We start from the raw sequence: 22,865 nt of genomic DNA, 5'->3' as shown, positions 1-22,865 counted from the left end.
GCTACAGCGCCTGGCCGCTCTCCTGGCTGTCGGGCCACCAGATGCGCCAATCGCTCTGGCCGACGCGGCAGGCGATGCCGCCGCCCCTGCGCGGGCCGTCCGGCCCCTCGACCGCCTCGACGAACTCGCGGCAGAAGCGGCCGGAGGCGTCGACGAAGGTCGAGACCGGGCGGACCCGGCCGGTCGAGGCGCCGTCGCGCCACGGCGTCTCGACCCCGTTCGGCGCCCGTTCCAGCACCTCGGCCCGCCGCGTCTCGATCGCCTGCTGGGCCGCCAGGCGGATCTGCTCCGCCGCCTCGATCCGGGCCATCCGGTCCTCCAGCCGGTCGATCACGCTGAGCGCGGTCCAGCCGCCGCCGATGACGACCAGAACCGCTGCGGCGGCCGCGATCCGGCCCAGCCAGCGGACGGCCGGGCGGCGCCGTGGCGTCGGAGCCGCCATCGGCCGCGGCGCCAGCAGCCCGGCCAGGGCCGGCGGCAGCGGTTCCTCCACCGGGGGAAAGGCGGCCGCCAGCAGCGCGGTCATGTCGCGTTCGTGCCGCAGCGTCGCGGCCAGGGACGGGTCGCGGGCCAGCGCGGCCTCGACCAGCCGGCGGCGTTCCGGCTCCAGCGTGCCGTCCGCGTATCCGGCGATCCAGTCGGTGTCGATCGTCATGGTCGCCTCCATCACCGTCGGGCCGCCATCGCCATGGCGGCGACCGGGCGCCGCGACAGCAGATGCTGCAGCGCCTGCCGGCCGCGATGCAGCCGGCTCATCACCGTGCCAACGGGCAGGTCCAGCGCCTCGGCCGCGGCGGCATAGCTGAGGCCGCCGGCCGAGACCAGCAGCAGCACACTGCGCTGTTCCTCCGGCAGCCGGTCGATGGCCCGCTGCACCGCCGCCAGCATCAGCGTCGCCTCGACCTCGGCCTCGGCGTCGCCGCCCGGCAGCGTGTCCGGGTCGACCGGCTCAGCCATGTCGCCGCGGCGGCGCCCGGCCCGCAGCCGGTCGAGATGCAGGTTGTAGGCGATGCGGAAGATCCAGCCATGCAGGGTGGCGGCTGCGGCGGCCTGATGGGCCCGTTCCAGCGCCCGCTCGCAGGTCGCCTGCAGCAGGTCGTCGCCCTCGGGGGCGGAGCCGGCGAGCGCGCGGGTGAAGGCGCGCAGCCGCGGCAGCGAGGCCAGCAGCGCCCCTCTCACATGCTCCGCCGGATCGGACATTCCACCACCCTCTTGTTGCGGACGGCATGCCCGCATGCGCGTATTAACGCGTGGCACGGCAGTCCGGCGCGACCCGGATCTGAAAATTTTTGCAAAGTTTCGCGGAATGACTGCGGCGCCCCGGGCGTCACAGATGTGACACGGGCCGTCGCGGCCCGCTTCGATATCACGGCCCTGGAGTACCCTATGCGTATCCGTTCTGCTGCAACGCTGCCCATCGTGGCGGCCTTCGGACTGCTCTACGCCACGGCGGCGAGCGCAGCCGCCTGGGGGGACCTCAAGGACGTCTCCAAGCCGCAGTTCATCACCGTCAAGGACAATGGCGGCGGGAATGGTGGTGGCAACGGCGGCGGGAATGGCGGGGGCAACGGAGGCGGCAACGGCGGAGGCAACGGCGGCGGGAATGGTGGCGGCAACGGCGGCGGAAATGGTGGTGGGAACGGCGGAGGCAATGGGGGCGGGAACGGAGGCGGCAACGGCAACGGAAACGGAAACGGGGGCGACAAAGGCGGAAATAGCGGCAACGGCGGCGGAAACGGCAACGCCGGCGGGAAGGCCAGCGGCGACGGCAGCGGCGGCGGGAAGGCCAGCAGCGACGGGAACGGCGGCGGCAACTCCCGGAGCGGCCCCGGCCCCGGCAACAGCGGCAAATCCAAGGGCAATGGGAACGGGAGCGGCGTCAACGCCACGGATGATACGGACGCCCCCGGCAACAGCGGCAAGGCCAGGAGCAAGGGGCCCGGCAAGGTCGACACCATCTCGCTGGATGATGACACCACCGCCGCGCTGATCGGCTCCGGCTGGTCGCCGACGGTCGGCAACGGGCCGTTCCGCAATCACGGCGCGCGCGTCTCCACCCTGGTCGGGCTGGCCAAGGAGCTTGGCTACGGCGCCAATGTCGGCGCCATGCAGGCCAATTTCGGCACGCCGCAGGAGACGGGAATCCGCGCCCTGCAGGAGCGGATCGCCGATCTCAAGGCCGATCCGCTGGCGGACCCGGACCGGATCGCCGCCCTCGAGGCGGAGCTCGCCGACCGGATCGAGCAGGTCAAGCCCGGCGCCGGGCCGGTGGGCGACTGGGAGACGGCCAATCTGGACGTCGACGGCAACGGCGTGGTCGACGACCGTGACTTGGCCCTCGCCCGCCAGGGCTTTCGCCCGTTCGACTGAGGACATCGTGATCGCCAGGCGGGCCCGTGTTCCGGGGCCGCCGGCGATCGGGCGGGTTTTCAGCTGCGCGCTCAATCCGTCAGGATGTCGACGATGATGCCGGTGGCGATGGCCATCAGCACCACGTCCGACCCGACCATGTAGTAGTCATAGCCGTCGTAGCGGGGCAGCCGGGCCAGCAGGTCCGGCGGCAGGCCCCGCTTGGCGATGCCCGGCGGCAGCGGCTTGCCCCGCGCCAGGTTGCGGGCGATGCCGGGCGGCAACGCCTGAGCGCGCGGCCAGCCGCCGTAGTAGTCGACGATCACGTCGCGGTCCCGCGGCTGGAACGACACTGTCGGCGTGCTGGCATTGCCCTGGCGATGGGACTTGCCCTGGCCCTGGCCGGGATTGCCGGGCACGATCACGGTCTGCTTCTTGCCGTGACCCTGACCCTGCCCTTGGCCATGGGGCGCCGCCAAGGTGGGGCCGGCCGCAAACAGGCTGAGCGCGGCGGCCGCGAGCAGCAGTGTCCGGGCCGTGCCGGCCCGGGACTTTCCTGGAATCACCTGTGTCATCCTGGTGCGCCGCCGATCAATCGAACCGCAGCGGGATGTTGATGCTGACCCCGGGAGGCGGGGCGTAGTAGTAGGGCGGCGGCTCGGCATAGACCGGGGCCGGCCGGCGATAATAGTAGGGCCGCCCGTAATAGCCGTAATACGGCCGTTCGTAGACGACCACCGGCGGCCGCGGCCGCGCATAGTAGTAGCTGGGGCCGTGATAGGGCCGGGCCCAGGGCGGCCCGCCGCCATGCCAGGGCTTGTGATGGGCCAGGGCCGGCCCGGCGGTGGCCAGCACCGCCAGGGCGGTCAGTGCGGGCACGAGGATGCGTCGTCCGGTGCTCATCTCGATCAATCCCCTTTCCGGGCGTCTGGACGGACGCCCCTCAGACCAGGGACGATCGAACCGGGCGGTCTATTCCATCGATCAGGCGGCGAAGCCCGGATCCTCGCGCATCAGCACCCGCTTGACGCTTTCCAGATGCAGCCGGGCGCTCTCCGGGTCGCCCTCTCGCATCTGCCGGGCGGTGCGGCGGGCGATTTCGGCCGGCACCGGTCGCAGCGGCCGGCCGGGGCTCAGCGCCTTGACCTGCACCTCGGCGGCGCGCTCCAGGGAGTACAGGTCGTCCCAGGCCTCGGCGATGGTCGGGCCGCACACCATCACGCCGTGGTTGCGCAGGAACACCACGTCGGCGTCGCCCAGGGTCGCCGCGATCCGGTCGCCCTCGGCCTCGTCCAGCGCCAGGCCGTTATAGGCGTCGTCGACGGCGGTGCGGCCGTAGAACTTCAGCGCCGTCTGCCCGGCCCAGGCCAGCGGCTCGCCCTCGACCATGCTCAGCGCCGTGGCGTTCGGCATGTGGGTGTGGAAGGCCGCCCGCACCCGCGGCACCTGCCTGTGCAGCCGGGCATGGATGTAGAAGGCCGTCGCCTCCGGCTTGCCGTCGCCGTCGACGACGTTGCCGTGGAAGTCGCAGACCAGGAGGCTCGAGGCCGTGACCTCGGCGAAGGCCAGGCCGTAGGGGTTGACCAGGAACAGGTCGTCGCGGCCGGGCACCATGGCCGAGAAATGGTTGCAGATGCCTTCCTCCAGCCCCAGCCGCGCGGCCATGCGGAAGCAGGCTGCCAGGTCGATCCGGGCTTGGCGCAGCGCCGCCCAGTCGATCTCGCCGATGTTCGACAGCCGGGACGGGTCGGCGGCGTGCAGCTCATGGGCCATGGCGGGTCCTGTCGGGCAGCGGGAAGATGGCGCATCCTTCAACAGCCGGCCCGGCGGCGCAATCGCGATCAAACGGGCGGCGTCCGCCGTCGGCACAGTGCCGGCGAACGCATCGGGAGAGGGGCATGGGCGCGGTCGAGCGGGCGGTCTGGTTCATCGAGAACCGGTTCTCGGCGGAGGTCACGCTCGACGCGATCGCCGAGGCCGCCGGCGTGTCCCGGTTCCATCTGTGCCGGCTGTTCGGCGTGGCCACCGGCCGTTCGGTGATGCGCTATGTCCGCGGACGCCGCCTGACCGAGGCGGCCCGGGCCCTGGCGGCCGGCGCCACCGACATCCTGGCGGTGGCGCTCGACGCCGGCTACGGCTCCCACGAGGCGTTCACCCGGGCCTTCCGCGACCAGTTCGGCCTGACGCCGGAGCAGGTTCGCGGCCAGGGTCATGTCGACAACCTCGCGCTGGTGGAGCCGATCCGCATGGACGACACGCTGATCATCGACCTCGAAGTCCCGCGCTTCGAGACCGGCAAGACCCTGCTCGTGGCCGGGCTGGGCGGCCGCTACACCTTCGAGACCAACGAAGGCATCCCGGCGCTGTGGCAGCGCTTCGGGCCGCAGATCGGCCATGTGCCGAACCAGCTCGGCGACGCCACCTACGGCGTCTGCTGCAACGCCGACGACGCCGGCAATTTCGACTACATCGCCGGGGTCGAGGTCGCCAGCTTCGACGAGCTGCCGGCGGAGCTCGCCCGGGTGCGCATCCCGGCGCAGCGCTACGCGGTGTTCAGCCACCGCGGCCACATCTCCCGGATCCGGGCGACGCATTACACGATCTGGACCCGCTGGCTGCCCGAATCCGGCCACGCCTTCGCCGACGCGCCGAACTTCGAGCGCTACAGCGCCGATTTCGATCCCTGGACCGGCACCGGCCTGGTCGAGATCTGGATGCCGGTCAGGAGCTGATCCGGGCGGCGAAGGCCGGCGCGCGGTCGCCGCGGTCCCGCCCGGGCGGCGGCCAGCCGCCGGACGGCGCCAGCCGGTCGCACTGCATCAGCAGCCGCACCAGCTCCGCCTGGCGGCGGGTGCCGGTCTTCTCGAAGATGCGGGTCAGGTGGGTCCGCGCGGTGGTGGGCGCGATCGCCAGGCGCTCGGCGACCGCCTGCAGCCCGTCGCCGCGGCTGATCTCGGCGGCGAACACGGCCTCCGCTGCGGTCAGCCCGAACAGCTCCTGCAGCAGGGCCGGGGACGGCGTGCTCGCGCCGCCGGGATCCATGACGAACAAGGCCACCCAGGGGGCCGCCGGCCGGCCATCGGCATCGCCGCCGGGGCGGACCGGGATCACGGTCACCAGCAGCGGCGGGGATCCCGACGGGCGCGTCAGCCGCAGGCGGGCCCCGCCCGTCGTCGCCATGGCGATGGCCTGGCGCAGCCTGGCGGTCTCTTCCGGAACGGCCGTGGTGATGCCGAACGGCGTGGCGTACAGCCCGTCCGCCCGCGCCACGATCGCCCCGGCGCGGCGGTTCAGCCGGATCGGCCGGGCCGCCGCGTCCGCGATGATCACGCCGAGGTCGAGCCAGTCCAGCAGGTCCTCGATGCCGTCGTCCCGGTCGTCGCGGCTCCGAACGGTGGGAGTGTCCCGTTCATCCTTGTCGTCGTTCTGGCCCGTCCAGGTTTCCACGCCGGCCGCGCGGGTCGAGAGGACGGCAGCCAGGCCGTCATCCATCGTCAGGGAGTAGTCGAGATCCGCAGCGCTGTCGATCCCCGCCATGACCTGTGCCTTCTTGTGCTCGACGCATTGTCCGCCCTGCGTCGATGTCCGGCATGGTTCGGGGGCGGCACCGCGAGTGACACCCTAGGCGCCGGGCGGGCACCGCGCTTCGGGGCGGTCGCCCAATTTTCAGGGGGGCGACTACCTAGTTTTCGCCGGCGGAGAGCAGCCAGGGCTCGCTGTGCAGGCGCAGGACGACGTCCATGCGGCTGCTGGCGTTCAGCTTGCCCAGCACCGCCGAGACATGGTGCTCGACGGTGCGGGGGGACCGCACCAGCCGGCGGGCGATGTCCTGGTTGCCCATGCCCTGGGCCAGCAGGCGCAGCACCTGCAGCTCGCGCCGGGTGAGGCCGAGCGGGTGACGGCGGGCGGCGGAATAGGGGCCGCGGCGCGCCCGCGGCAGCTGGTCGGCCACGCCCAGGCGCTGCGCGGTCCTGCGGGCCAGGAGCGCGGCGGGGCGCGCCTCGATCTCCTCCAGCATCGCCACGGCGCGGGCCAGGGCCGGCCCGGCCTCGCCGCCGCGGACCTGGGTCAGGGCTAGCGCCGCCTCATAGGGCAGGCCCAGCCGCGTCCACTCCGCCGCGGCCGCCGCCGGATCGCCTGCCAGCTCGGCCGCCCGCGGCGCCGGGGCCCGTGCCGTCGCCACCGCCGGCGGCGGCGCCGTCATCCCGCAGCGCCGCCACCACACGGCCAGTTCGCCGAGCGCCCAGGGGTCGAAGCTGTCGAGGTCCATCGCCGCCACGGCCGCCAGCGGCTCATGCGCGGCGGCGGGTTCGCCCGCCAGCCACGCCGCCTCGGCCAGGGCGAAGCGCACCGGCGCGATCAGGTGCAGGTCGCCGGTCTCCAGCGCATGCCGCAGCGCCTGCCGCAGCAGGTCGGGGGCGTCCGGCTCGCCCAGCCGCATCCGCACCCGGCCGAGCACGATCAGGGCGGGCAGGCGGATGGTCGGCGCCAGCAGGTCCAGGCCGACGACGCCGCCGGCGATCGATTCGGCCTCGCGGAACCGGCCCTGCTCGAGGCGCAGCCGCGCCTGCCAGCCGACCTGGTAATGGGTCCAGGAATCGAGATCGTGCCGGGTCTGGTAGGCGATGCCCTCGGCCAGCACCCGCTCGGCCAGGGTGAAGTCCTTGAACGTCACCGCATACTCGGCGAGGTTCATATAGGCCCGGGCGGCGTGCTCGCGGAAGCCGTGCTCCAGGGCGAGCGCCAGGCTCTCCTCCATCATCTCCAGCCCGCCGGGGCGGTCGACGAAGAGGAGGGCGGTGGCGACGTTGTTGAGCGCATGCACCCGGGTCTCGACATCGCCCAGCCGGTCGGCCAGCGCCATCGCCCGCCGGCCCCATTCGACCGCCTCGTCGACATGGCTCTGCTGCATGTGCAGCTGCGAGCGCACGCTGTAGGCCATCGCCAGCTCGGGGCCGGGCGGCAGGCGCTCCAGCTCGCGGATCGCCTCGTCGACGCAGTCGCCGGCCTGCCGCACCTCGCCGCGCGACCACAGCAGCCGGGCCAGCGCCCGCAGGTTCAGGCCCACCTTGTCCATGCGGCCCAGCTCGCGCCACAGCGCGATGGCGTGCTGCCGCGCCTCGATCACCGTGTCGTCGATGCGCAGCGCCAGGCCGGCCTCGTTGGCCCAGTCCTCGTGCAGCTGCGCCGCCACCGCCTTCGGCGCCTGGTCGGCATAGCGCAGGGCGGTCGCCAGATGCGCCGCCGCCTGGTGATGCGCGCCCAGGCGCGAGGCCTGCGCCGCGGCCTGCGGCGCCAGGGCCAGCACGCGCTCGCCGTCATCCGCCGCGGCGGCGTGGTGCACCTGGCGCGGTAGCAGGGCGATCGCCTGCCGGGCAGGGGCCTCGGCCATCGCGGTCTCGACCCGGGCGTGCAGCGATTGCTGGACGGCCGGGGTCAGCTGGTCGAGCGTGGCCAGCCGTGCCAGTTCGTGGCGGAAGCCGATCGCGCCCTGGTCGTCGCGCACCAGCATGCCGCGGGCGATGCAGCGGTCGACCGCGGCGTCGGCCCTGCCGCCCAGCAGCGCCCGCGCCAGCCAGGGCTCGACGCTGCCCGGCACGATGCTGACCGTCTCCAGCGCCTCGCGCTCCTCCGGCGACAGCCGCGACAGCCGCGACCACACCGCATCCCGGATCGAGGCCGGCACGCTGCCGGGGGCGGCGTCCTGGCTGGCCAGAAGCTCGGTGACGAAGAAAGGGTTGCCTGCCGTGATCCGGTGCAGCTCGGCGGCGGGGCGGCCGCCCTGCCGGGCCAGCGCGGCGACCGCTTCGGGCGACAGCGGCTGCATGGCGATGCGGACGGCCGTGGCCGGCAGGTCGCCCAGCACTTGGCGCAACGGATGGTCGGGGCCGACCTCGTCGCTGCGGTAGCTCAGCACCAGCAGGGTCCGCAGCACCGGCATGCGGCGGCCGAGATACTTTACCAGGTCGAGCGTCGCATTGTCGGCCCAGTGCACGTCCTCGAACACCAGGACCGTGGTCTCCGGCAGTTCCTGCAGCGTGTTCAGCAAGGCGGGGAACAGCCGCTCCGGCGCCGCCGCCTGGTCCAGCAGGGCCGCCATGCGGGGGCCGAGGGCATGGGCCATGTCCTGCAGCGGACCCAGGGCGCGCGGCGTGAACAGCGCCTCGGATCCGCCCCACAGCACCCGGTGGCCGGGGCCCAGGCGTTGCGTGAACTCGTGCAGCAGCGCGGTCTTGCCGATCCCGGCCTCGCCGCCCAGCACGACCGTGCCGCCGTGCCCCTCCGCGGCGCGCCGGGCCAGGTCGATCAGTCGGTCAAGCGGCTCCTCGCGCTCGATCAGCATGAATTCGGCGACTCCCCTGTGCCTGCAGGGATTTCAGGCCAAGGGGGTGTCGAAAACAAGGCTTCATGTCCGATTTTTGCTGCATTGCACCGAGATCGGCCTCAGCTCTGCAGCATCGAGGCGCCCATCCCGACCAGCGCGCCGCCGAACAGCCGGTTGCACAGCCGGGCGCGGCTCGGCTGCTGCAGCCAGCGCCGCAGCGCATGGGCGGCGACCGCATTGGTGAGGATCCCGAGGAAGCTGATCGCGGTGAAGCTGGCGGCCAGCAGGGACAGCTGCGGCGTCGCCGGCAGGGCCGGGTCGATGAATTGCGGGAAGAAGGCCGGGAAGAACAGCAGCGTCTTCGGGTTGGTGGCCGAGATCAGGAACCCCTTCCAGAACCGTTGCCCGACCGGGATCGCGCCGCCGGCCTCGATCGCCATGCCGCCGCGGGCCCGCCACTGCTGGATGCCGAGATAGACGAGATAGCCGGCGCCGGCCCAGCGCAGCAGGTCGAACCACTGGCCCAGCAGGGCCAGGAACGAGCCGATGCCGACCACGGCCAGCGCCGCCTGGATGGCGATCGCCAGGGTCGCGCCCGCCACCGTCGTCACCGTGCGGGCCCAGCCCAGCGCCAGCGCATGCGACAGCGCCAGGATGTTCACCGGCCCCGGCGTGACGCTCAGGATCAGCGCGGTGACCAGGAAGGTGCCGTACAGATGCCAGTTCATGGCGGGTCTCGGGGAGCGGGTGCGAGGCCGCTCGGCCGTCCCCGGGCCGCTGCGGCGAGTTGGATAATATTGTTGCGATAGGTAACATAATTACCCGGACCGTGAGGCCTGTCGTCTCGCGGAGGAGCCATGCGAATTTGCCGTGCTCCACGGCTCCAAGTCATGTTTCACCGGAATGCCGTATCGCTAGGAACCTCTTCCGCATTGCCGTGTTTTCGCCACGATCTGGTCCGGGGAGGGAAGGGCATGAGCCTGGCGCCGCTGCGTCGCGGGGAGTTCGAACGGGCGCCGCAGCTCCGCGGTCCGGAGATGGGCTTCGCCTCGGCGGTGGACCGCGCGAAGGCGGCGAAACCGGTGCCGGCGGCGCGGGCGCGCGAGATCGACGAATGGGTCCGGGACAGGGTCAAGGACCACACGCTGCGCTTCTGGAAGGATGACGGCGCCGAGACGGCGGCCAAGGCGCTGAAGGGCGACAGCGATCTCGGCGAGCTGACGGCGGCGGAGCAGGCGCGGCTGGTCGACCGGGTGCTGCGCAAATGGCAGGGCGATGGCGCGGCCTCGGCGCAGGACTTGGCCGGGCGGGTGCGGGGGAACCGGGACCTGGCCCGGCTGGTGGCGGACCGTCTGGCGGCGCGCTCGGTCGAGCTGCAGGCCGGCAAGCGCGGCGACGAGAAGCTGGACCCGGCGCTGACGACCGCCCGCGTCTATGCCGAGGCGGCGGTGCTGGCGCTGGGCTACGACCCGGAGCGGCCGGACTTCACGGCGAAGCTGGACGCGGCCGGGCTGCGGGCGCTGGTCGGGTCGCAGTCGCGCGACCAGGCCTCGGCCTTCGCGGCGATGCTGGCGCACCAGCCGCGGGCGCTGGCCTCGGCCGTGTCGGCAATGGCCGATGCGCCGGATGGCGAGGCGCGCGATGCCTTCACGCTCGGCGCCTTCGCCCAGGCGCGGGAGCGCACCTATTTCGAGGCGCTGGGGCTGCCGCAGGACATGGGCCGGGCGCTGGCCAGGGCGCTCGGCCAGCCGGGCGAAGGTGAGCGGCTGGGCGGGATCCTGGCGACGCCGGAGGGCCGCAGGCTGCTGGTCGAGCAACTGCCTTTCCCGCAGCAGGGCAAGACCACGCCGGAGGCACGGGGCCAGTTGCTGGGCCTGGTGCTGCAGCACCGCGAGATCACGGCGGATGTGCTGCAGCGCTCGCCGGGCGGCGACCCCTGGGCCTCGCCGGCGGTGGCGAAGCCGATGGCGCAGGCGGCGGCGGACCAGGCGCTGCAGGCGTCCGGCGGCAAGGGCCACGGCATAGAGCTGGCGGGGGCGGAGGCGCTGGAAAGCCGGGTGGCCCGGGCGCTGGGGCTCAGGCACGAGGGCGAGGACGGCAGGACCATCGACAGGATCGCTTCGGCGATCCGCAGCCAGGGCGGCACCGACGGCAAGGTCACGGTGCTGCCGATCCAGTTCTCCAGCAGCGAGAGCGGAGCGGCGCGGCTGCCGCTGTTCCGGGTCGCGGGCAAGGACGGGGCGGTGCGCTTCGTCGACAACCAGGGCGGCCGCTACGCCGACTTCGCCAGCTGGAAGCGGGAGAACCGGCTGCCGCCGGGCGCCATGACCTATCCGCGCAGCGGCGTGCTGCAGGAGAAGGACGGCCGCGCGGTGCTGGACAGCGCCGCCACCCCGCGCACGCCGGACAGCTTCGGCGAGCATGTCGAGGAGGCGCTGGACAAGGCGGCGCTGTTCGGCGGCGTCGTCGCCGGCGGGGCAATGGTGCTGGGCTCGGGCGGCACCGCGGCGCCGGCGGTGGTGGCCGGAGCGGGAGCGTGGTTCGCCTGGCGCGGGGCGGAGGAGGCGGGGGCGCTGCGGGGGCACGGCCTGGATCAATGGGACAATCCGGAATACCGGATGGCGCTGTTCAACACGGTCGCGGGCGGCGCAAGCATCCTGCCCTTCGGCCGGCTGGCCTACCTCTCGCAGACCGGCAAGGCGGCGGAGGCGGGCCGGGTGTGGTCCGGCCTCAACGGCACGGCGATGGCGGCGGACGGCGCCGCGGCCGCCAACACCGGCTACACCCTGGCCACGGGCTGGGACGGCCTCTCCCCCGGCCAGCGCCTGGAGATGGGCCTCGGCGTCGCCCTCTGGGGCGGCATGACCCTGGCGGTCGGCCGCTCCGGCCGGGCGTCGTCGGCCGACCAGCCGCGGGCCGACGGGACGGACGGAGCGGAAAGCCCCGGCTCGGCCGACGGGCCCCAGGTCCCGCTCAACCCGACATCGCCGCTGCCGCAGCGGCCGACCTGGAAGACCAGGGCGGCCGAGGAGCTGGATGTCGGCATCTCCGATCTCCACTTCGTCGAGATCCGGCGGACGAACGGGAACGGGGAAGGTGTGCTCGCGGACGGGGCGGCCGTGTCGCCGCATGAGGAGGTGATCCGGATGGACAATGACGGCCGCGAGGGCCGCTCGATCGTCCTGGATATGTCCGACGCCACGACCGGGAACCGGCGCTTTGCTCAGAGCCTCGCCGACACCGCCCAGGCTCCGGTCTATCTCCGGCGTGAAGCCGGAGGATGGACGGCGCTCCGGCCCGGCAAGTCGACGCAGGACTGGTCGGTCGAGGTGGAGGGGCGAACGCTCTACCGGGTCGACCCGGACGGCGCCCGGCACCGGATCGAGTCCGTGGAGGATCACCTTGGGCCGCGGCTCGGGGCCGGCCTGTCCAAGACGGCCTTCGCCTTCGGAGACAAGGCGGTGGTCGTGATCCGCGACGGCGATCTCCTGCCCGGCTTCAAGGAGATGGCGATGCTCAACCGGCTGGAGGAGGCGGGGCTTCCGGTCGCCCGGCCGCTGGGGCTGACGCGGGTGGGCGGTCAACCCGCACTGCTGGTCGACCGCTATGCTGCCAACAGCAAGGACATGATGAACCGCCCCGGCGGCGAGGAGGTCGTCGACACCTCCCGCCTGAATCGGAACAGCCTGTCCAGCCTCCAGCGGATCAAGGCGACGATGTTGGAGCGGAAGATCGACATCAAGGATCTCCAGTTCCTGATGAAGGAGGATGGCAGCTTCGTCGTCGCCGACCCGCAGGAGATCTATTTCGGGTATGAGCCGTCGTGGAAGCGCATCGCGGTCATCGACAGATTCATCGATGCGGCCGAGGCGAAGCTCGGCCGGCACGGGTAAGACCGCCACGATCGGCTTGATTTTCTCAATATGAGAATTAAGTTGAAGGCGGCACCTTCAAGCCGGTGCGGACGGCTGCTAGGGTGCCCCGACCTTCATCCGTGGACCCTGTCATGACCGATCGTCTCGTCATCGCCCTCGCCCAACTGAACCCGACGCTCGGCGACGTGCGCGGCAACATCGACAAGCTGCGCCGCACCCGGGACGAGGCGCGTCAGGCCGGCGCCGACCTCATGCTGGCCAGCGAGCTGGCGGTCAGCGGCTACCCGCCCGAGGACCTGGTGCTGAAGCCGTTCTTCCTCGACGCGGTGGAGGAGGGAGTGCGCGAGCTGGCGGCCGAGACCACCGAGGGCCCGGCGCTGCTGATCGGCACGCCCTGGCGCGACAACGGCCGCATCCACAACGCCGTGCTGCTGCTCGACGGCGGCAAGATCGCCGCGTCCCGGTTCAAGCACGACCTGCCCAACTACGGCGTGTTCGACGAGAAGCGGGTCTTCGCCGCCGGTCCGATGCCCGGGCCGATCCCGTTCCGCGGCGTGCGCCTGGGCGTGCCGATCTGCGAGGACATCTGGACCCCCGACGTGGTCGAGTGCCTGCAGGAGACCGGGGCCGAGCTGCTGCTGGTGCCGAACGGCAGCCCCTACGAGGCCGGCAAGGCCGAGCAGCGGCTGCAGATCGTGCTGAACCGGGTGACCGAGAGCGGCCTGGCCATGGCCTATCTCAACCAGGTCGGCGGCCAGGACGAGCTGGTGTTCGACGGGGCCTCCTTCGTCATCGGCCGCAACGGTGCGCTGCGCCGCCAGCTGCCGTCGTTCCGCGAGCACGTCGCGATCACCGAATGGGTGCGCGGCGAGGAGGGCTGGGACTGCGTCGAGGGCGAGCGCATCGCCCCGCCGGACGGCGTCGAGGCGATCTACGGCGCGATGATGCTGGGCCTCAGAGATTACGTGAACAAGAACCGCTTTCCTGGTGTTCTGATTGGACTTTCCGGCGGCATCGACTCCGCGCTTTCGGCCGCGGTGGCGGTCGATGCGCTGGGCGCCGACCGGGTCCATTGCGTGATGCTGCCCTCGCCCTACACCAGCCAGGACAGCCTGGACGACGCGGCCGGCTGCGCCCATGCCCTCGGCGTGCGGCTCGACAGCATCTCGATCGCGCCGGCGATGCAGGCCTTCGACGCCATGCTGGCGCCGCTGTTCGAGGGCACCACGCCCGACATCACCGAGGAGAACATCCAGTCCCGCGCCCGCGGCGTCACCCTGATGGCGCTGTCGAACAAGTTCGGCAAGATGGTGCTGACCACCGGCAACAAATCCGAGATGTCAGTCGGTTACGCGACGTTGTACGGCGATATGTGCGGCGGCTATTCGGTGCTGAAGGACGTCTACAAGACCACGGTCTACGAGCTGTCGCGCTGGCGCAACCAGGTGCATCCGGAGGGGGCGATGGGCCCGGCCGGTCGGGTGATCCCGGAGCGGATCATCACCAAGGCGCCGACCGCCGAGCTGAAGCCGAACCAGACCGACCAGGACACGCTGCCGCCCTACGACGCGCTGGACGACATCCTCAATTGCCTGGTGGAGGAGGAGATGGGCGTCGACGAGATCGTCGCCCGCGGCCACGACCGGGCCACGGTGGCGCGGGTGTGGCGCCTGCTCGACCGCGCCGAATACAAGCGCCGCCAGGCCCCGCCGGGGGTGAAGCTGACCCGCCGCAACTTCGGCCGCGACCGCCGCTACCCGATCACCAACTCGACGCTGAGCCTGATCTAGGAGGAGACCGTGGCCGATCTCGTCGCACCGGGCATCTACACGGTCCAGGGCTGCTTCAGCCCGGCGGAATGCCAGGGGTGGATCGCCGGAGCGGGCGATTACGAAGCGGCCACGATCGCCACCGCCAAGGGCGTGGTGCGGGACGCCGGGTTACGCAACAATAGCCGCGCGATCCGCGACGACCCCGCCTTGGCCGCCGATCTCTGGCAACGGCTGCGGCAGCACGTGCCGCCCTTCCTCGACGGGCGCCAGGCGATCGGCGTCAACGAGAGGTTCCGCTTCTACCGTTATGACCACGCTCAGTATTTCGGCGGTCATGTCGACGGCGTGTTCCGCCGCGGCAATGGCGAGGAGAGCCGCCTGACCCTGATGGTCTATCTCAACGACGACTTCGCCGGCGGCGAGACGGTCTTCGCCGAGACGGTCGTCGTGCCGTCGACCGGCATGGTGCTGCTGTTCCGGCACGAGCTGTTCCATGAGGGGCGGCCGGTGACAGCGGGCGTCAAGCATGTGCTTCGCTCGGATGTGATGTACGGACCCGTTGGTCGGCTGCACATATGAGGACCGTTGCCGCTGCTTCCCCCGACGATGGGCCGGCCCGAGCGTTGCTCGACCATCCGGAGACTTATCCGGGTCTGATCGAGCACGGGAGCGCCCGTCAGTTGCTACGCCTGTGGCGCTATCCGTCCTTCGCGCCCTGGTGCTCCTGGGCGGTCATCGAGGCGCGGTCAGGCCTGTTTCTCCGCCGCGTGGTCTGGGATCGGCACGATCGCTCCGGGAAGCCCCAACCCGTCACCTATGGTTGTGAAGCGCCGCTTCGGCCGGAAATGCTTGCGACGGTGCTCGGCGAGCTCGCCGTCATCCGGCTCACTCCATTTCCGACGGTCAGGATCCTCGGTCTCGATGGCACCGGTTGCGGCGTCGAGCAGGGCGACCTCTTTGGGTTCGCCAGATTCGAATGGTGGGATGTTCGCCATCCCGAAGATTGGGGTCCACTTCATCAATGGCATGAGCGGACAGCCGGCCGGCTTGACGCGCTGCTGCCGGCCCGTTCCATCGTCGGGTGACTGCCGGCGCTCTGAAAGCTGTAGGTTGGGTTCGCGGCACGCGAACCCAACAATGGCTCCGGCCACACGATGTTGGGTTCGCCCCAGGGAGAACCCAACCTACGGGCTGCGCTCGACGGTCCTACTCGAACATCCCCTTCGGCGTCTCGCCCTTCAGGAAGGGCTCGATTACGGCCAGCAGCAGGTCGGTCTGGCCGATTACGGCGGTGTGCGAGGTCGCCGGCAGCACGGCGAGGCGCGAAGCCGGCAGGGGCTTGCCCATGTCGCCCATGACGCCGCCGCCGAGCAGCCGGAACAGCGCCACCGAATGCTCCAGCGTCGCCACGTCGGCATCACCGGTGATGATCAGCACCGGCGTCTTCAGCGCCTTGACCTCCGCCTCCCACGCCATCGGCTCCTTCTCCAGCGCGATCAGCTTGCGGACCAGCTCGGGGAAGCCGTCGGGATTGGCGGCGAGCTTGCGGTACGCCTCGGCGAACACCGGCATGTCGACGAACATCTCCACCGTCATCTGCGGGATGAACTCCCGGAACGCCGGCTGCCAGCCCTCGGCGTCATAGGCGACCGAGGCGGCGACGAGCTTGTTCACCTTGTCCGGATGCCGGATGGCCAGCTGCAGCCCGGCGATGGCGCCCATCGAATAGCCGAACACGTCGGCCTTCGGCAGCTCCACCGCGTCCATGAAGGCGGCCACGTCGTCCGCCAGGGCGGGGTAGGTGATCGGCCGGTCGATGTCGGTGGTGCGGCCGTGGCCCTGGAACTCGATGGCATAGACCTTGCGGGTCTCGGCCAGCTTCGGGATGACCGCGCCCATCGACGGGATGTTCATATAGCCGCCGTGCAGCACGACCAGCGGGTCGCCGCTGCCGGAGACCTCGTAGTACATCTGCATGCCGTTGACCTCGACCCGGCTGCCTTCGGCGAGGACGGGGCCGGCGGCGAGCAGGGTCGCGGCGGCGAGGACGGTGCGGATCATGGTGGTCTCCATCCGGTTTCGTTGACGTTGACGATAAGACGAAGCAGCCCCGCCGCGCGCCGACAGAGGCCGGCGGAAATTTTTTGTCGATCGGCTCCGTGCCTATCCGCCCCGCCGCCCGCGTCGGCTTCCGTAAACGCAATGTTCATTGCTTGACCGCCTGCACCTCGTTCATGATATGTTCTATAGACACAGGCGCGGACTCCGATCTCGACATCCAGGCCACCTGCCGCAGCCTCGCGCTGCAGCAGGTCCGGATGCTCACCCGCCTGGCCGAAATCGCCATGCAGCTGGCCGAGGCCGAGGGCACCCGCGCCATTGAAGCGCAGGCCCGGGCCGCCCAGCCCGAGGCCGACGAAGCTTCTGTGCAGGCGGCCCGGGCCGAGGCGCAGGAGGCCGGGATGGCCTTCGGCCGCTTCTCCCGCTCGGTGCAGCGCTCGCTCGACCTCCGCTCCCGCGCCGCCGCCGACCTCTGCGCCCGCGACGGGGCCGCCCGGCGTGTCCGCCGGGCCCGCCAGCGCAACCACGTCACCGAGGCCCTCTACGCCCTGATCTGGGACCCCGCCCAGTCGATCGAGGAGCTCGACGAGGCCGACCATCGCACCGGCATGCTGCACCAGAGGCTCGACGCGCTGTACGAGGACGAGGAGGACCGGATCGAGGACCGGCCGGTGGGCGCGGTGATCACCGGCCTGGCCTGCGGCCTCGACCTGTCCGACGAATGGCGCCGCCGGGCGGCCGACTGGTCGGGCCCGCCCTATCCGCCGCCGCCGACAGGCAGCCCGGGCGAGATCCGGGCGCGGCGCCGGGCCCGGCTGCACGAACTGATGAAGCGGACGCTCGGGGCCATCGATCCTGCCAAGGCGCCCGGCCTCAAGGCCGGGATCGAGGCCCGGCTGCAGGAGCCCGATGCCGGGGCCCTGATCGACGCCGAGCCGCCGGCCGGGGCCGCCGCCCGCCTCTGCCGCTCCCTCGGCGTCGACTTCGCCGGCGACTACGAGGAGCCCCCCGAACCCCCCGAACCAGGCAAACCCTGCGGACCCGACACCGGGTGATGGGCCGTCATCGGCGCCGGATGCGGCTTCGCCAAACTCTCGACCTCGCTTCCCTTCACTGTCGTTGCCGGGCGTGACCCTTCTGGATGCCTGTCCTCGGGCTCGGCCCGAGGACAGGCCCGGGCATGACGGAAAGGGATGGCGGGAGAGAACGCTGGCCCAACCCCGGCCCGGCACCGAAAAAGATGCGTCGGGGCCTGTCCCCGGCGCAGCCCAGGGAATCCGCCCGCCGCCGCTTCCGCACGGCCGCGCGGTGCATGGCATCGGCAACGTTTCACCCGCGTCCCTTCCTGGACAGCGGTCGCCCCGGCGCGCTACAAGCGTCGGCTCGGCCGTCCGGATCTCCGGGGCCGCACCGCCCAAGACGCCCAGGCCGACCATCCGCGATGCAGACCGTCAACGACATCCGCTCCACCTTCCTCGACTTCTTCGGCGAGAACGGCCACGAGGTGGTTGCGTCCAGCCCGCTGGTGCCGCGGAACGACCCGACGCTGCTGTTCACCAATGCCGGCATGGTGCAGTTCAAGAACGTCTTCACCGGCATGGAGACGCGCCCCTACCAGCGCGCGGCCACGGCGCAGAAATGCGTGCGCGCCGGCGGCAAGCACAACGATCTCGAGAATGTCGGCTACACCGCCCGGCACCACACCTTCTTCGAGATGCTGGGGAACTTCTCCTTCGGCGATTATTTCAAGGAGCGGGCGATCGATCTGGCCTGGCGCCTGATCACGCAGGAGTTCGGCCTGCCGAAGGACAAGCTGCTGGTCACGGTGTACCACACCGACGACGAGGCGGCCGGGCTGTGGCGGCGCATCGCCGGCCTGTCGGACGACCGGATCATCCGCATCCCGACCTCGGACAATTTCTGGGCGATGGGCGACACCGGCCCCTGCGGCCCGTGCTCGGAGATCTTCTACGACCACGGCCCGGAGATCGCCGGCGGCCCGCCGGGCAGCCCGGACGAGGATGGCGACCGGTTCATCGAGATCTGGAACCTGGTCTTCATGCAGTACGAGCAGGTCACCAAGGAGACGCGGGTCGACCTGCCGCGGCCGTCGATCGATACCGGCGCGGGGCTGGAGCGCGTGGCCGCCGTGCTGCAGGGCAAGCACGACAACTACGACATCGACCTGATGCGGGCCCTGATCGAGGCCTCGGCCGATGCCACCAACAGCGACCCCGACGGCCCGCACAAAGTCAGCCACCGGGTGATCGCCGACCATCTCCGCGCCACCTCGTTCCTGATGGCCGACGGTGTCATGCCGTCGAATGAGGGCCGCGGCTACGTGCTGCGCCGGATCATGCGCCGGGCCATGCGCCATGCCCATCTGATCGGCGCGCGCGACCCGGTGATGTACCGGCTGGTGCCGGCGCTCGTGCGCCAGATGGGCGCCGCCTATCCCGAGCTGGTGCGGGCCGAGGCGCTGATCACCGAGACGCTGAAGCTGGAGGAGTCCCGCTTCAAGCAGACCCTCGACCGCGGCCTGCGCCTCTTGGAGGACGAGACCGGCCGCCTCGGCGCCGGCCAGGCCCTGCCGGGCGACGTCGCGTTCAAGCTGTACGACACCTACGGCTTCCCGCTCGACCTGACCCAGGACGTGCTGCGCGGCCAGGGCCGCACGGTCGACACCGCCGGCTTCGAGACGGCGATGGAGCGGCAGCGCGCCGAGGCCCGGAAGAACTGGGCCGGCTCGGGCGAGGCGGCCACCGGCGCCTTGTGGTTCGAGTTGAAGGAAAAACTCGAACCCACTGAATTCCTTGGCTATGATACCGAGGTCGCCGAGGGTGTCGTCACCGCGCTGGTGGTCGACGGCCAGGTCGTCGACCAGGCCGGTCCGGGCGCCGAGGTCGTGATCGTGGTCAACCAGACCCCGTTCTATGCCGAGAGCGGCGGTCAGATGGGCGACGCCGGCACCATCACCGCGCCGGGCGGCGTCACCGTCGCGGTGCGCGACACCCAGAAGCAGGCCGGCGTGCTGTGGGCCCATATCGGCACGGTCGAAGCCGGCACGCTGAAGGTCGGCGAGGCGGTCGAGCTCAAGGTCGACCATGCTCGCCGCAGCGCGCTGCGCGCCAACCATTCGGCCACCCACCTGCTGCACGCGGCGCTGCGCCGCCGGCTGGGCGAGCACGTCACCCAGAAGGGCTCGCTGGTGGCGCCGGAGCGGCTGCGCTTCGACATCAGCCAGCCGCGGCCGCTGACGTCCGAGGACATCGCCGCGGTCGAGGCCGAGGTCAACGCCCGGATCCGCGAGAACGCCGAGGTCACCACCCGGCTGATGACGCCGGAGGACGCGATCGCCGCCGGCGCCATGGCGCTGTTCGGCGAGAAATACGGCGACACGGTGCGCGTCGTCGGCATGGGCCAGGACGGCAACCGGGTCTATTCGCAGGAGCTGTGTGGCGGTACCCATGTCGCCCGCACCGGCGACATCGGCGCCTTCCGGCTGGTCTCGGAAGGGGCCGTCGCCGCCGGCATCCGCCGGATCGAGGCGGTGACCGGCGAAGGTGCGGTGTCCTATGCCGCCCATCGCGACGCGCTGCTGGCCGAGGCCGCCGGCGCGCTGAAGGGGACGCCGGAGGAGCTACCGGCGCGCCTCGCCGCCCTGGTCGAGGAGCGGCGGCGGCTGGAGCGCGAGGTCTCCGACCTGCGGCGCAAGCTGGCGACGGCGGGCAGCGGCGGGGCCGCGCCCGAGGTCAAGGAGATCGCCGGGGTCAAGTTCACCGGCCGGATCGTCGACGACCTGCCGGCGCGCGAATTGAAGCCGATGGCCGACGCGCTGAAGCAGCAGCTCGGCTCCGGCGTGGTCGCGCTGGTCGGCCGGGCCGAGGGCAAGCTGTCGGTCTGCATCGGCGTGACCGAGGACCTGACCGGGCGGTTCGACGCGGTGGCGCTGGTGCGCGCCGCGGCCGAGGCGGCCGGCGGCAAGGGCGGTGGGGGTCGCCCGGACATGGCGCAGGCGGGCGGGCCGGATGCGGCCCGTGCCGACCAGGCACTGGCAGCGGTCGAGGCGGCGCTCGCCGCCTGACCGGAGGGGCTTGAAAGGATCTGTCGCGGCTGTCCCGGATGTGGTAGCGTCCGTGGACGAAGCCGCAATATGTGGTACGCGCAGTCGATGCGCGTGATCTTGGGAGAAGCGGATGTCTTGGACCGAAGAAAGGGTGGCGCAGCTGCGCCAGCTCTGGGGAAACGGGAAGAGCGCAAGCGAGATCGCCGAGATCCTGGGGGGCGTCTCTCGCAACGCGGTGATCGGCAAGGCGCATCGGCTGGAGCTGTCCGGCCGGCCGTCGCCGATCAAGCGCAAGGAGGATGAGGAGGAGGAGGTCGCGGTCACCGCCGCCGCCGAAGCTCCGCCGGCGGTGGAGAAGGTGCCGGCCAAGCCGGTGCCGGAGCGCAAGTCGGGCGGCGCCACGATCCTCAACCTGACCGAGCGGATGTGCAAATGGCCGATCGGCGATCCGCGCGACAAGGACTTCCACTTCTGCGGCAAGGCCGCCCACGGCAACCTGCCGTACTGCGCCGAGCACGCCGCGATCGCCTACCAGCCGCCCGGCAAGCGGCGAGACGAGGACCGCGCCATCCTGCGGGCGTGAGTTGTCGGTGATTTGACGAATCTTCTCGCCAACCGGCCGCAGCTCCGGCATTAATTCCTCCCGGATATTCGGGGGAATTTGATGAAGCGAGGCATTTCATCCTGCGCCGCCGGGCTGTTCGCCCTGGCGGCGTTTTGCTTGCCGGCACGGGCCGAAGACTCGGTGATCTCCTTTGTGTCCGGACCGTTCGCCGGAGCTGCGGCCGAAGATGTCAGGCGCGACGAGGACAACAATCTGGCGGAGCGCGGAACCCGCATCGGCGAATCCGCGGTGTTCCGCAGCAACGGCATGGTGGCCTATGTCAGCTGGGCCCGGCTGGGCGGCAACTACGTCTGGCAGGACACGGGCCTGAACGGGTTGACGGAGAACGTCCGCCAGGCCTTCGACGCGACCAGCGTGACCGTCCTGTCCGGTGATCGTGACACGGTCAACGGATTCAAGACGCAATATCGGGATGTCCGCCTTGCCGGTCCGCCGCGGCGCTGCGGCGTGTTCACGCTGCAGCGGGCGATGAACAGCATCGTCGGTTTCGCCTGCCGCAGGGAAGACCGGGCCGTGCCGATCCTCACGATCCTGGAGGGGCTGTCGATCGACGGGGTGATCGGCCCCTGAAAGGCAGGACCGTACGGGGCGCAGCCGTTGGCCCGGACGGCCCGCACCGGTGCGATCACGGGCGGAGGGGGGAATCATGTTCAATCGAGCGATACGGTGTGCCGCGGGCGCGATCGCCGCGACCGTGTTGTCCTGGCCGGCATTGGCCGAGGAGTCTCCGATCAGCTTCGTCTCGGGCCCGTTGCAAGGCGCGGCGGCGGAGAACGTCAAGCACAAGGAGGAGTCTCTCGCCCACTCGGCCTTCGGTGCGGTGAAGTCGGACAGTGCGGTGTTCAAATCCGGCCCGATGCTCGCCTGGGTCGACTGGTCGCGCCTGGGCGGCCACTACCGCTGGCGGGACAACGATGTCGGTTCCTTGTCGAACGAGGTGAAGGACATCTTCGACGTCACCGGCTTCACCATCCTGGAAAGCGATGGGATCACGGTGAATGGCTATGCCGCGCAGTACCGGAAGATCAGCCTGATCGGCATCGACCGCCGCTGCGGCGTCTTCGCGATGACGCGCACGAGCCACCTGATCCAGGGCTTCGCCTGCGCTCCGGCCGCCCGCGCCTTCCGGGTTCAGGACGTCATGGAGGGCATCTCGATCAACGGCGTGATCGGGCCCTGAGCGGCCGGCGACCGAAACAGGCAGAGCGCTTCAGTGGCCGCTCAATCAATCCAATGGAGGGGGAATCATGTTCAATCGCGTGATGCGGTGCGCCGCAGGGCTTCTTGTCCTCGCGGCGGCGTCGTGGCCCGCATGGGCCGAGGAGTCGCCGATCCGCTTCGTCTCGGGACCGTTCGCCGGCGTCGCCGCCAAGGATGCGAAGCATACGGAAGATATGGCCTCGGAGGGCAGCGGCACCGTCCGCACGGACAGCGCGGCATTCTCGACGCGGCAACTCTTCGCCCATGTCGAATGGGCGCGGCTGCCCGGCGGCTATCGCTGGCGGGATTCCGACCGCATCGCCTCGCTCTCCCAGTGGGTCCAGAGGGCCTTGAAGGCGACCGCATTCACCGTGGTGCGGGGAGACAGCACGAGCGTGAACGGATATCGCGCTCAGTACCGGATCATCACCCTGACCGGCGCCGATGAGCGCTGCGGCGTCTTCGACCTGCAGCGCGCAAACCATCTGATCCAGGGCGTGGTCTGCGGGGTCGGGGGCGAGGTGCCGCTGATGGCCGTGCTGCAGGGGCTGTCGATCGACAACGTGATCGGCCCCTGACGGCAGAAGGGCCG

The 22,865-nt window shown here is 71.1% G+C and carries 21 protein-coding genes; 12 read left to right on the top strand and 9 right to left on the bottom strand.

The window, feature by feature from the left end; translation table 11 throughout:
- Position 1 precedes the first annotated feature (1 nt).
- Together LG391_RS03945 and LG391_RS03940 are read right to left on the bottom strand one after the other, a co-directional pair.
- Complete coding sequence (locus LG391_RS03945) at positions 2 to 655, bottom strand: hypothetical protein (protein ID WP_225766636.1); 654 nt, start codon at positions 653 to 655, stop codon at positions 2 to 4.
- Between the two features lie 11 nt (positions 656 to 666).
- Positions 667 to 1,200: an RNA polymerase sigma factor gene (locus tag LG391_RS03940; RefSeq protein ID WP_225766634.1), complete on the bottom strand. Its 534-nt coding sequence runs from the start codon at positions 1,198 to 1,200 to the stop codon at positions 667 to 669.
- 186 nt (positions 1,201 to 1,386) lie between these two features.
- On the opposite strand from LG391_RS03940, the gene LG391_RS03935 reads away from it, so the two are divergent.
- The gene (locus tag LG391_RS03935; protein ID WP_225766632.1) at positions 1,387 to 2,370 is read left to right on the top strand and encodes a hypothetical protein; all 984 of its coding nucleotides are present in this window, start codon (positions 1,387 to 1,389) and stop codon (positions 2,368 to 2,370) included.
- 71 nt (positions 2,371 to 2,441) lie between these two features.
- On the opposite strand, the gene LG391_RS03930 is transcribed toward LG391_RS03935, so the two are convergent.
- The 3 genes from LG391_RS03930 to LG391_RS03920 form a co-directional block, all read right to left on the bottom strand.
- Complete coding sequence (locus tag LG391_RS03930) at positions 2,442 to 2,915, bottom strand: anti-virulence regulator CigR family protein (RefSeq protein WP_225766630.1); 474 nt, start codon at positions 2,913 to 2,915, stop codon at positions 2,442 to 2,444.
- Between the two features lie 25 nt (positions 2,916 to 2,940).
- A complete protein-coding gene (locus LG391_RS03925) occupies positions 2,941 to 3,252 on the bottom strand; it encodes a hypothetical protein (protein ID WP_225766628.1) in 312 nt (103 codons plus the stop codon).
- 81 nt (positions 3,253 to 3,333) lie between these two features.
- Entirely contained in the window at positions 3,334 to 4,122 is a 789-nt protein-coding gene (locus LG391_RS03920; protein ID WP_225766625.1) for an aldolase, read from the bottom strand.
- Between the two features lie 125 nt (positions 4,123 to 4,247).
- On the opposite strand from LG391_RS03920, the gene LG391_RS03915 reads away from it, so the two are divergent.
- Positions 4,248 to 5,081 carry an AraC family transcriptional regulator gene (locus LG391_RS03915; protein ID WP_225766623.1) on the top strand — a complete coding sequence of 278 codons (834 nt, stop codon included), beginning with the start codon at positions 4,248 to 4,250 and terminating at the stop codon, positions 5,079 to 5,081.
- On the opposite strand, the gene LG391_RS03910 is transcribed toward LG391_RS03915, so the two are convergent.
- The 3 genes from LG391_RS03910 to LG391_RS03900 all read right to left on the bottom strand — a co-directional run bounded on the left by LG391_RS03910 (position 5,071) and on the right by LG391_RS03900 (position 9,402).
- Positions 5,071 to 5,886 carry a helix-turn-helix transcriptional regulator gene (locus LG391_RS03910; protein ID WP_225766622.1) on the bottom strand — a complete coding sequence of 272 codons (816 nt, stop codon included), beginning with the start codon at positions 5,884 to 5,886 and terminating at the stop codon, positions 5,071 to 5,073. The two genes, LG391_RS03915 and LG391_RS03910, sit on opposite strands and share 11 nt — an antisense overlap.
- Positions 5,887 to 6,031: 145 nt before the next feature.
- Positions 6,032 to 8,692: an AAA family ATPase gene (locus tag LG391_RS03905; RefSeq protein ID WP_225766620.1), complete on the bottom strand. Its 2,661-nt coding sequence runs from the start codon at positions 8,690 to 8,692 to the stop codon at positions 6,032 to 6,034.
- A gap of 101 nt (positions 8,693 to 8,793) precedes the next feature.
- On the bottom strand, positions 8,794 to 9,402 hold the full coding sequence (locus LG391_RS03900; protein ID WP_225766618.1) for a LysE family translocator: 609 nt from the start codon (positions 9,400 to 9,402) through the stop codon (positions 8,794 to 8,796).
- A 246-nt stretch (positions 9,403 to 9,648) separates the two neighbouring features.
- On the opposite strand from LG391_RS03900, the gene LG391_RS03895 reads away from it, so the two are divergent.
- From LG391_RS03895 to LG391_RS03880, 4 genes are all read left to right on the top strand, one after another.
- A complete protein-coding gene (locus tag LG391_RS03895) occupies positions 9,649 to 12,567 on the top strand; it encodes a DUF4781 domain-containing protein (protein ID WP_225766616.1) in 2,919 nt (972 codons plus the stop codon).
- A gap of 113 nt (positions 12,568 to 12,680) precedes the next feature.
- Positions 12,681 to 14,339, top strand: coding sequence for an NAD+ synthase (locus LG391_RS03890; protein WP_225766614.1), 1,659 nt, complete (start codon positions 12,681 to 12,683; stop codon positions 14,337 to 14,339).
- 9 nt (positions 14,340 to 14,348) lie between these two features.
- The gene (locus LG391_RS03885; protein WP_225766612.1) at positions 14,349 to 14,900 is read left to right on the top strand and encodes a 2OG-Fe(II) oxygenase; all 552 of its coding nucleotides are present in this window, start codon (positions 14,349 to 14,351) and stop codon (positions 14,898 to 14,900) included.
- Positions 14,897 to 15,406 carry a hypothetical protein gene (locus LG391_RS03880; RefSeq protein WP_225766610.1) on the top strand — a complete coding sequence of 170 codons (510 nt, stop codon included), beginning with the start codon at positions 14,897 to 14,899 and terminating at the stop codon, positions 15,404 to 15,406. The genes LG391_RS03885 and LG391_RS03880 overlap by 4 nt, the downstream gene beginning before the upstream one ends.
- Positions 15,407 to 15,527: 121 nt before the next feature.
- Here LG391_RS03880 and LG391_RS03875 read toward each other — a convergent pair whose 3' ends face one another.
- Positions 15,528 to 16,382 carry an alpha/beta fold hydrolase gene (locus LG391_RS03875; RefSeq protein ID WP_225766608.1) on the bottom strand — a complete coding sequence of 285 codons (855 nt, stop codon included), beginning with the start codon at positions 16,380 to 16,382 and terminating at the stop codon, positions 15,528 to 15,530.
- A 257-nt stretch (positions 16,383 to 16,639) separates the two neighbouring features.
- On the opposite strand from LG391_RS03875, the gene LG391_RS03870 reads away from it, so the two are divergent.
- The 6 genes from LG391_RS03870 (at position 16,640) to LG391_RS03845 (ending at position 22,851) form a co-directional block, all read left to right on the top strand.
- Positions 16,640 to 17,437: a hypothetical protein gene (locus tag LG391_RS03870; RefSeq protein WP_225766606.1), complete on the top strand. Its 798-nt coding sequence runs from the start codon at positions 16,640 to 16,642 to the stop codon at positions 17,435 to 17,437.
- Between the two features lie 386 nt (positions 17,438 to 17,823).
- Positions 17,824 to 20,466 carry an alanine--tRNA ligase gene (gene alaS / locus LG391_RS03865; protein WP_225766604.1) on the top strand — a complete coding sequence of 881 codons (2,643 nt, stop codon included), beginning with the start codon at positions 17,824 to 17,826 and terminating at the stop codon, positions 20,464 to 20,466.
- A 112-nt stretch (positions 20,467 to 20,578) separates the two neighbouring features.
- A complete protein-coding gene (locus LG391_RS03860; RefSeq protein ID WP_225766602.1) occupies positions 20,579 to 21,031 on the top strand; it encodes a GcrA family cell cycle regulator in 453 nt (150 codons plus the stop codon).
- A gap of 138 nt (positions 21,032 to 21,169) precedes the next feature.
- Positions 21,170 to 21,643 (top strand): hypothetical protein, encoded by a 474-nt coding sequence (locus tag LG391_RS03855; protein WP_225766600.1) that lies wholly within the window; start codon positions 21,170 to 21,172, stop codon positions 21,641 to 21,643.
- A gap of 76 nt (positions 21,644 to 21,719) precedes the next feature.
- On the top strand, positions 21,720 to 22,253 hold the full coding sequence (locus LG391_RS03850) for a hypothetical protein (RefSeq protein ID WP_225766598.1): 534 nt from the start codon (positions 21,720 to 21,722) through the stop codon (positions 22,251 to 22,253).
- Between the two features lie 67 nt (positions 22,254 to 22,320).
- Positions 22,321 to 22,851: a hypothetical protein gene (locus LG391_RS03845; RefSeq protein WP_225766596.1), complete on the top strand. Its 531-nt coding sequence runs from the start codon at positions 22,321 to 22,323 to the stop codon at positions 22,849 to 22,851.
- The last annotated feature ends 14 nt before the right edge of the window (positions 22,852 to 22,865 follow it).

Origin of the sequence: Inquilinus sp. Marseille-Q2685, from assembly GCF_916619195.1 — a bacterium.
GTDB lineage: Bacteria > Pseudomonadota > Alphaproteobacteria > DSM-16000 > Inquilinaceae > Inquilinus.
This window is presented reverse-complemented; position numbering and strand designations above follow the sequence as displayed.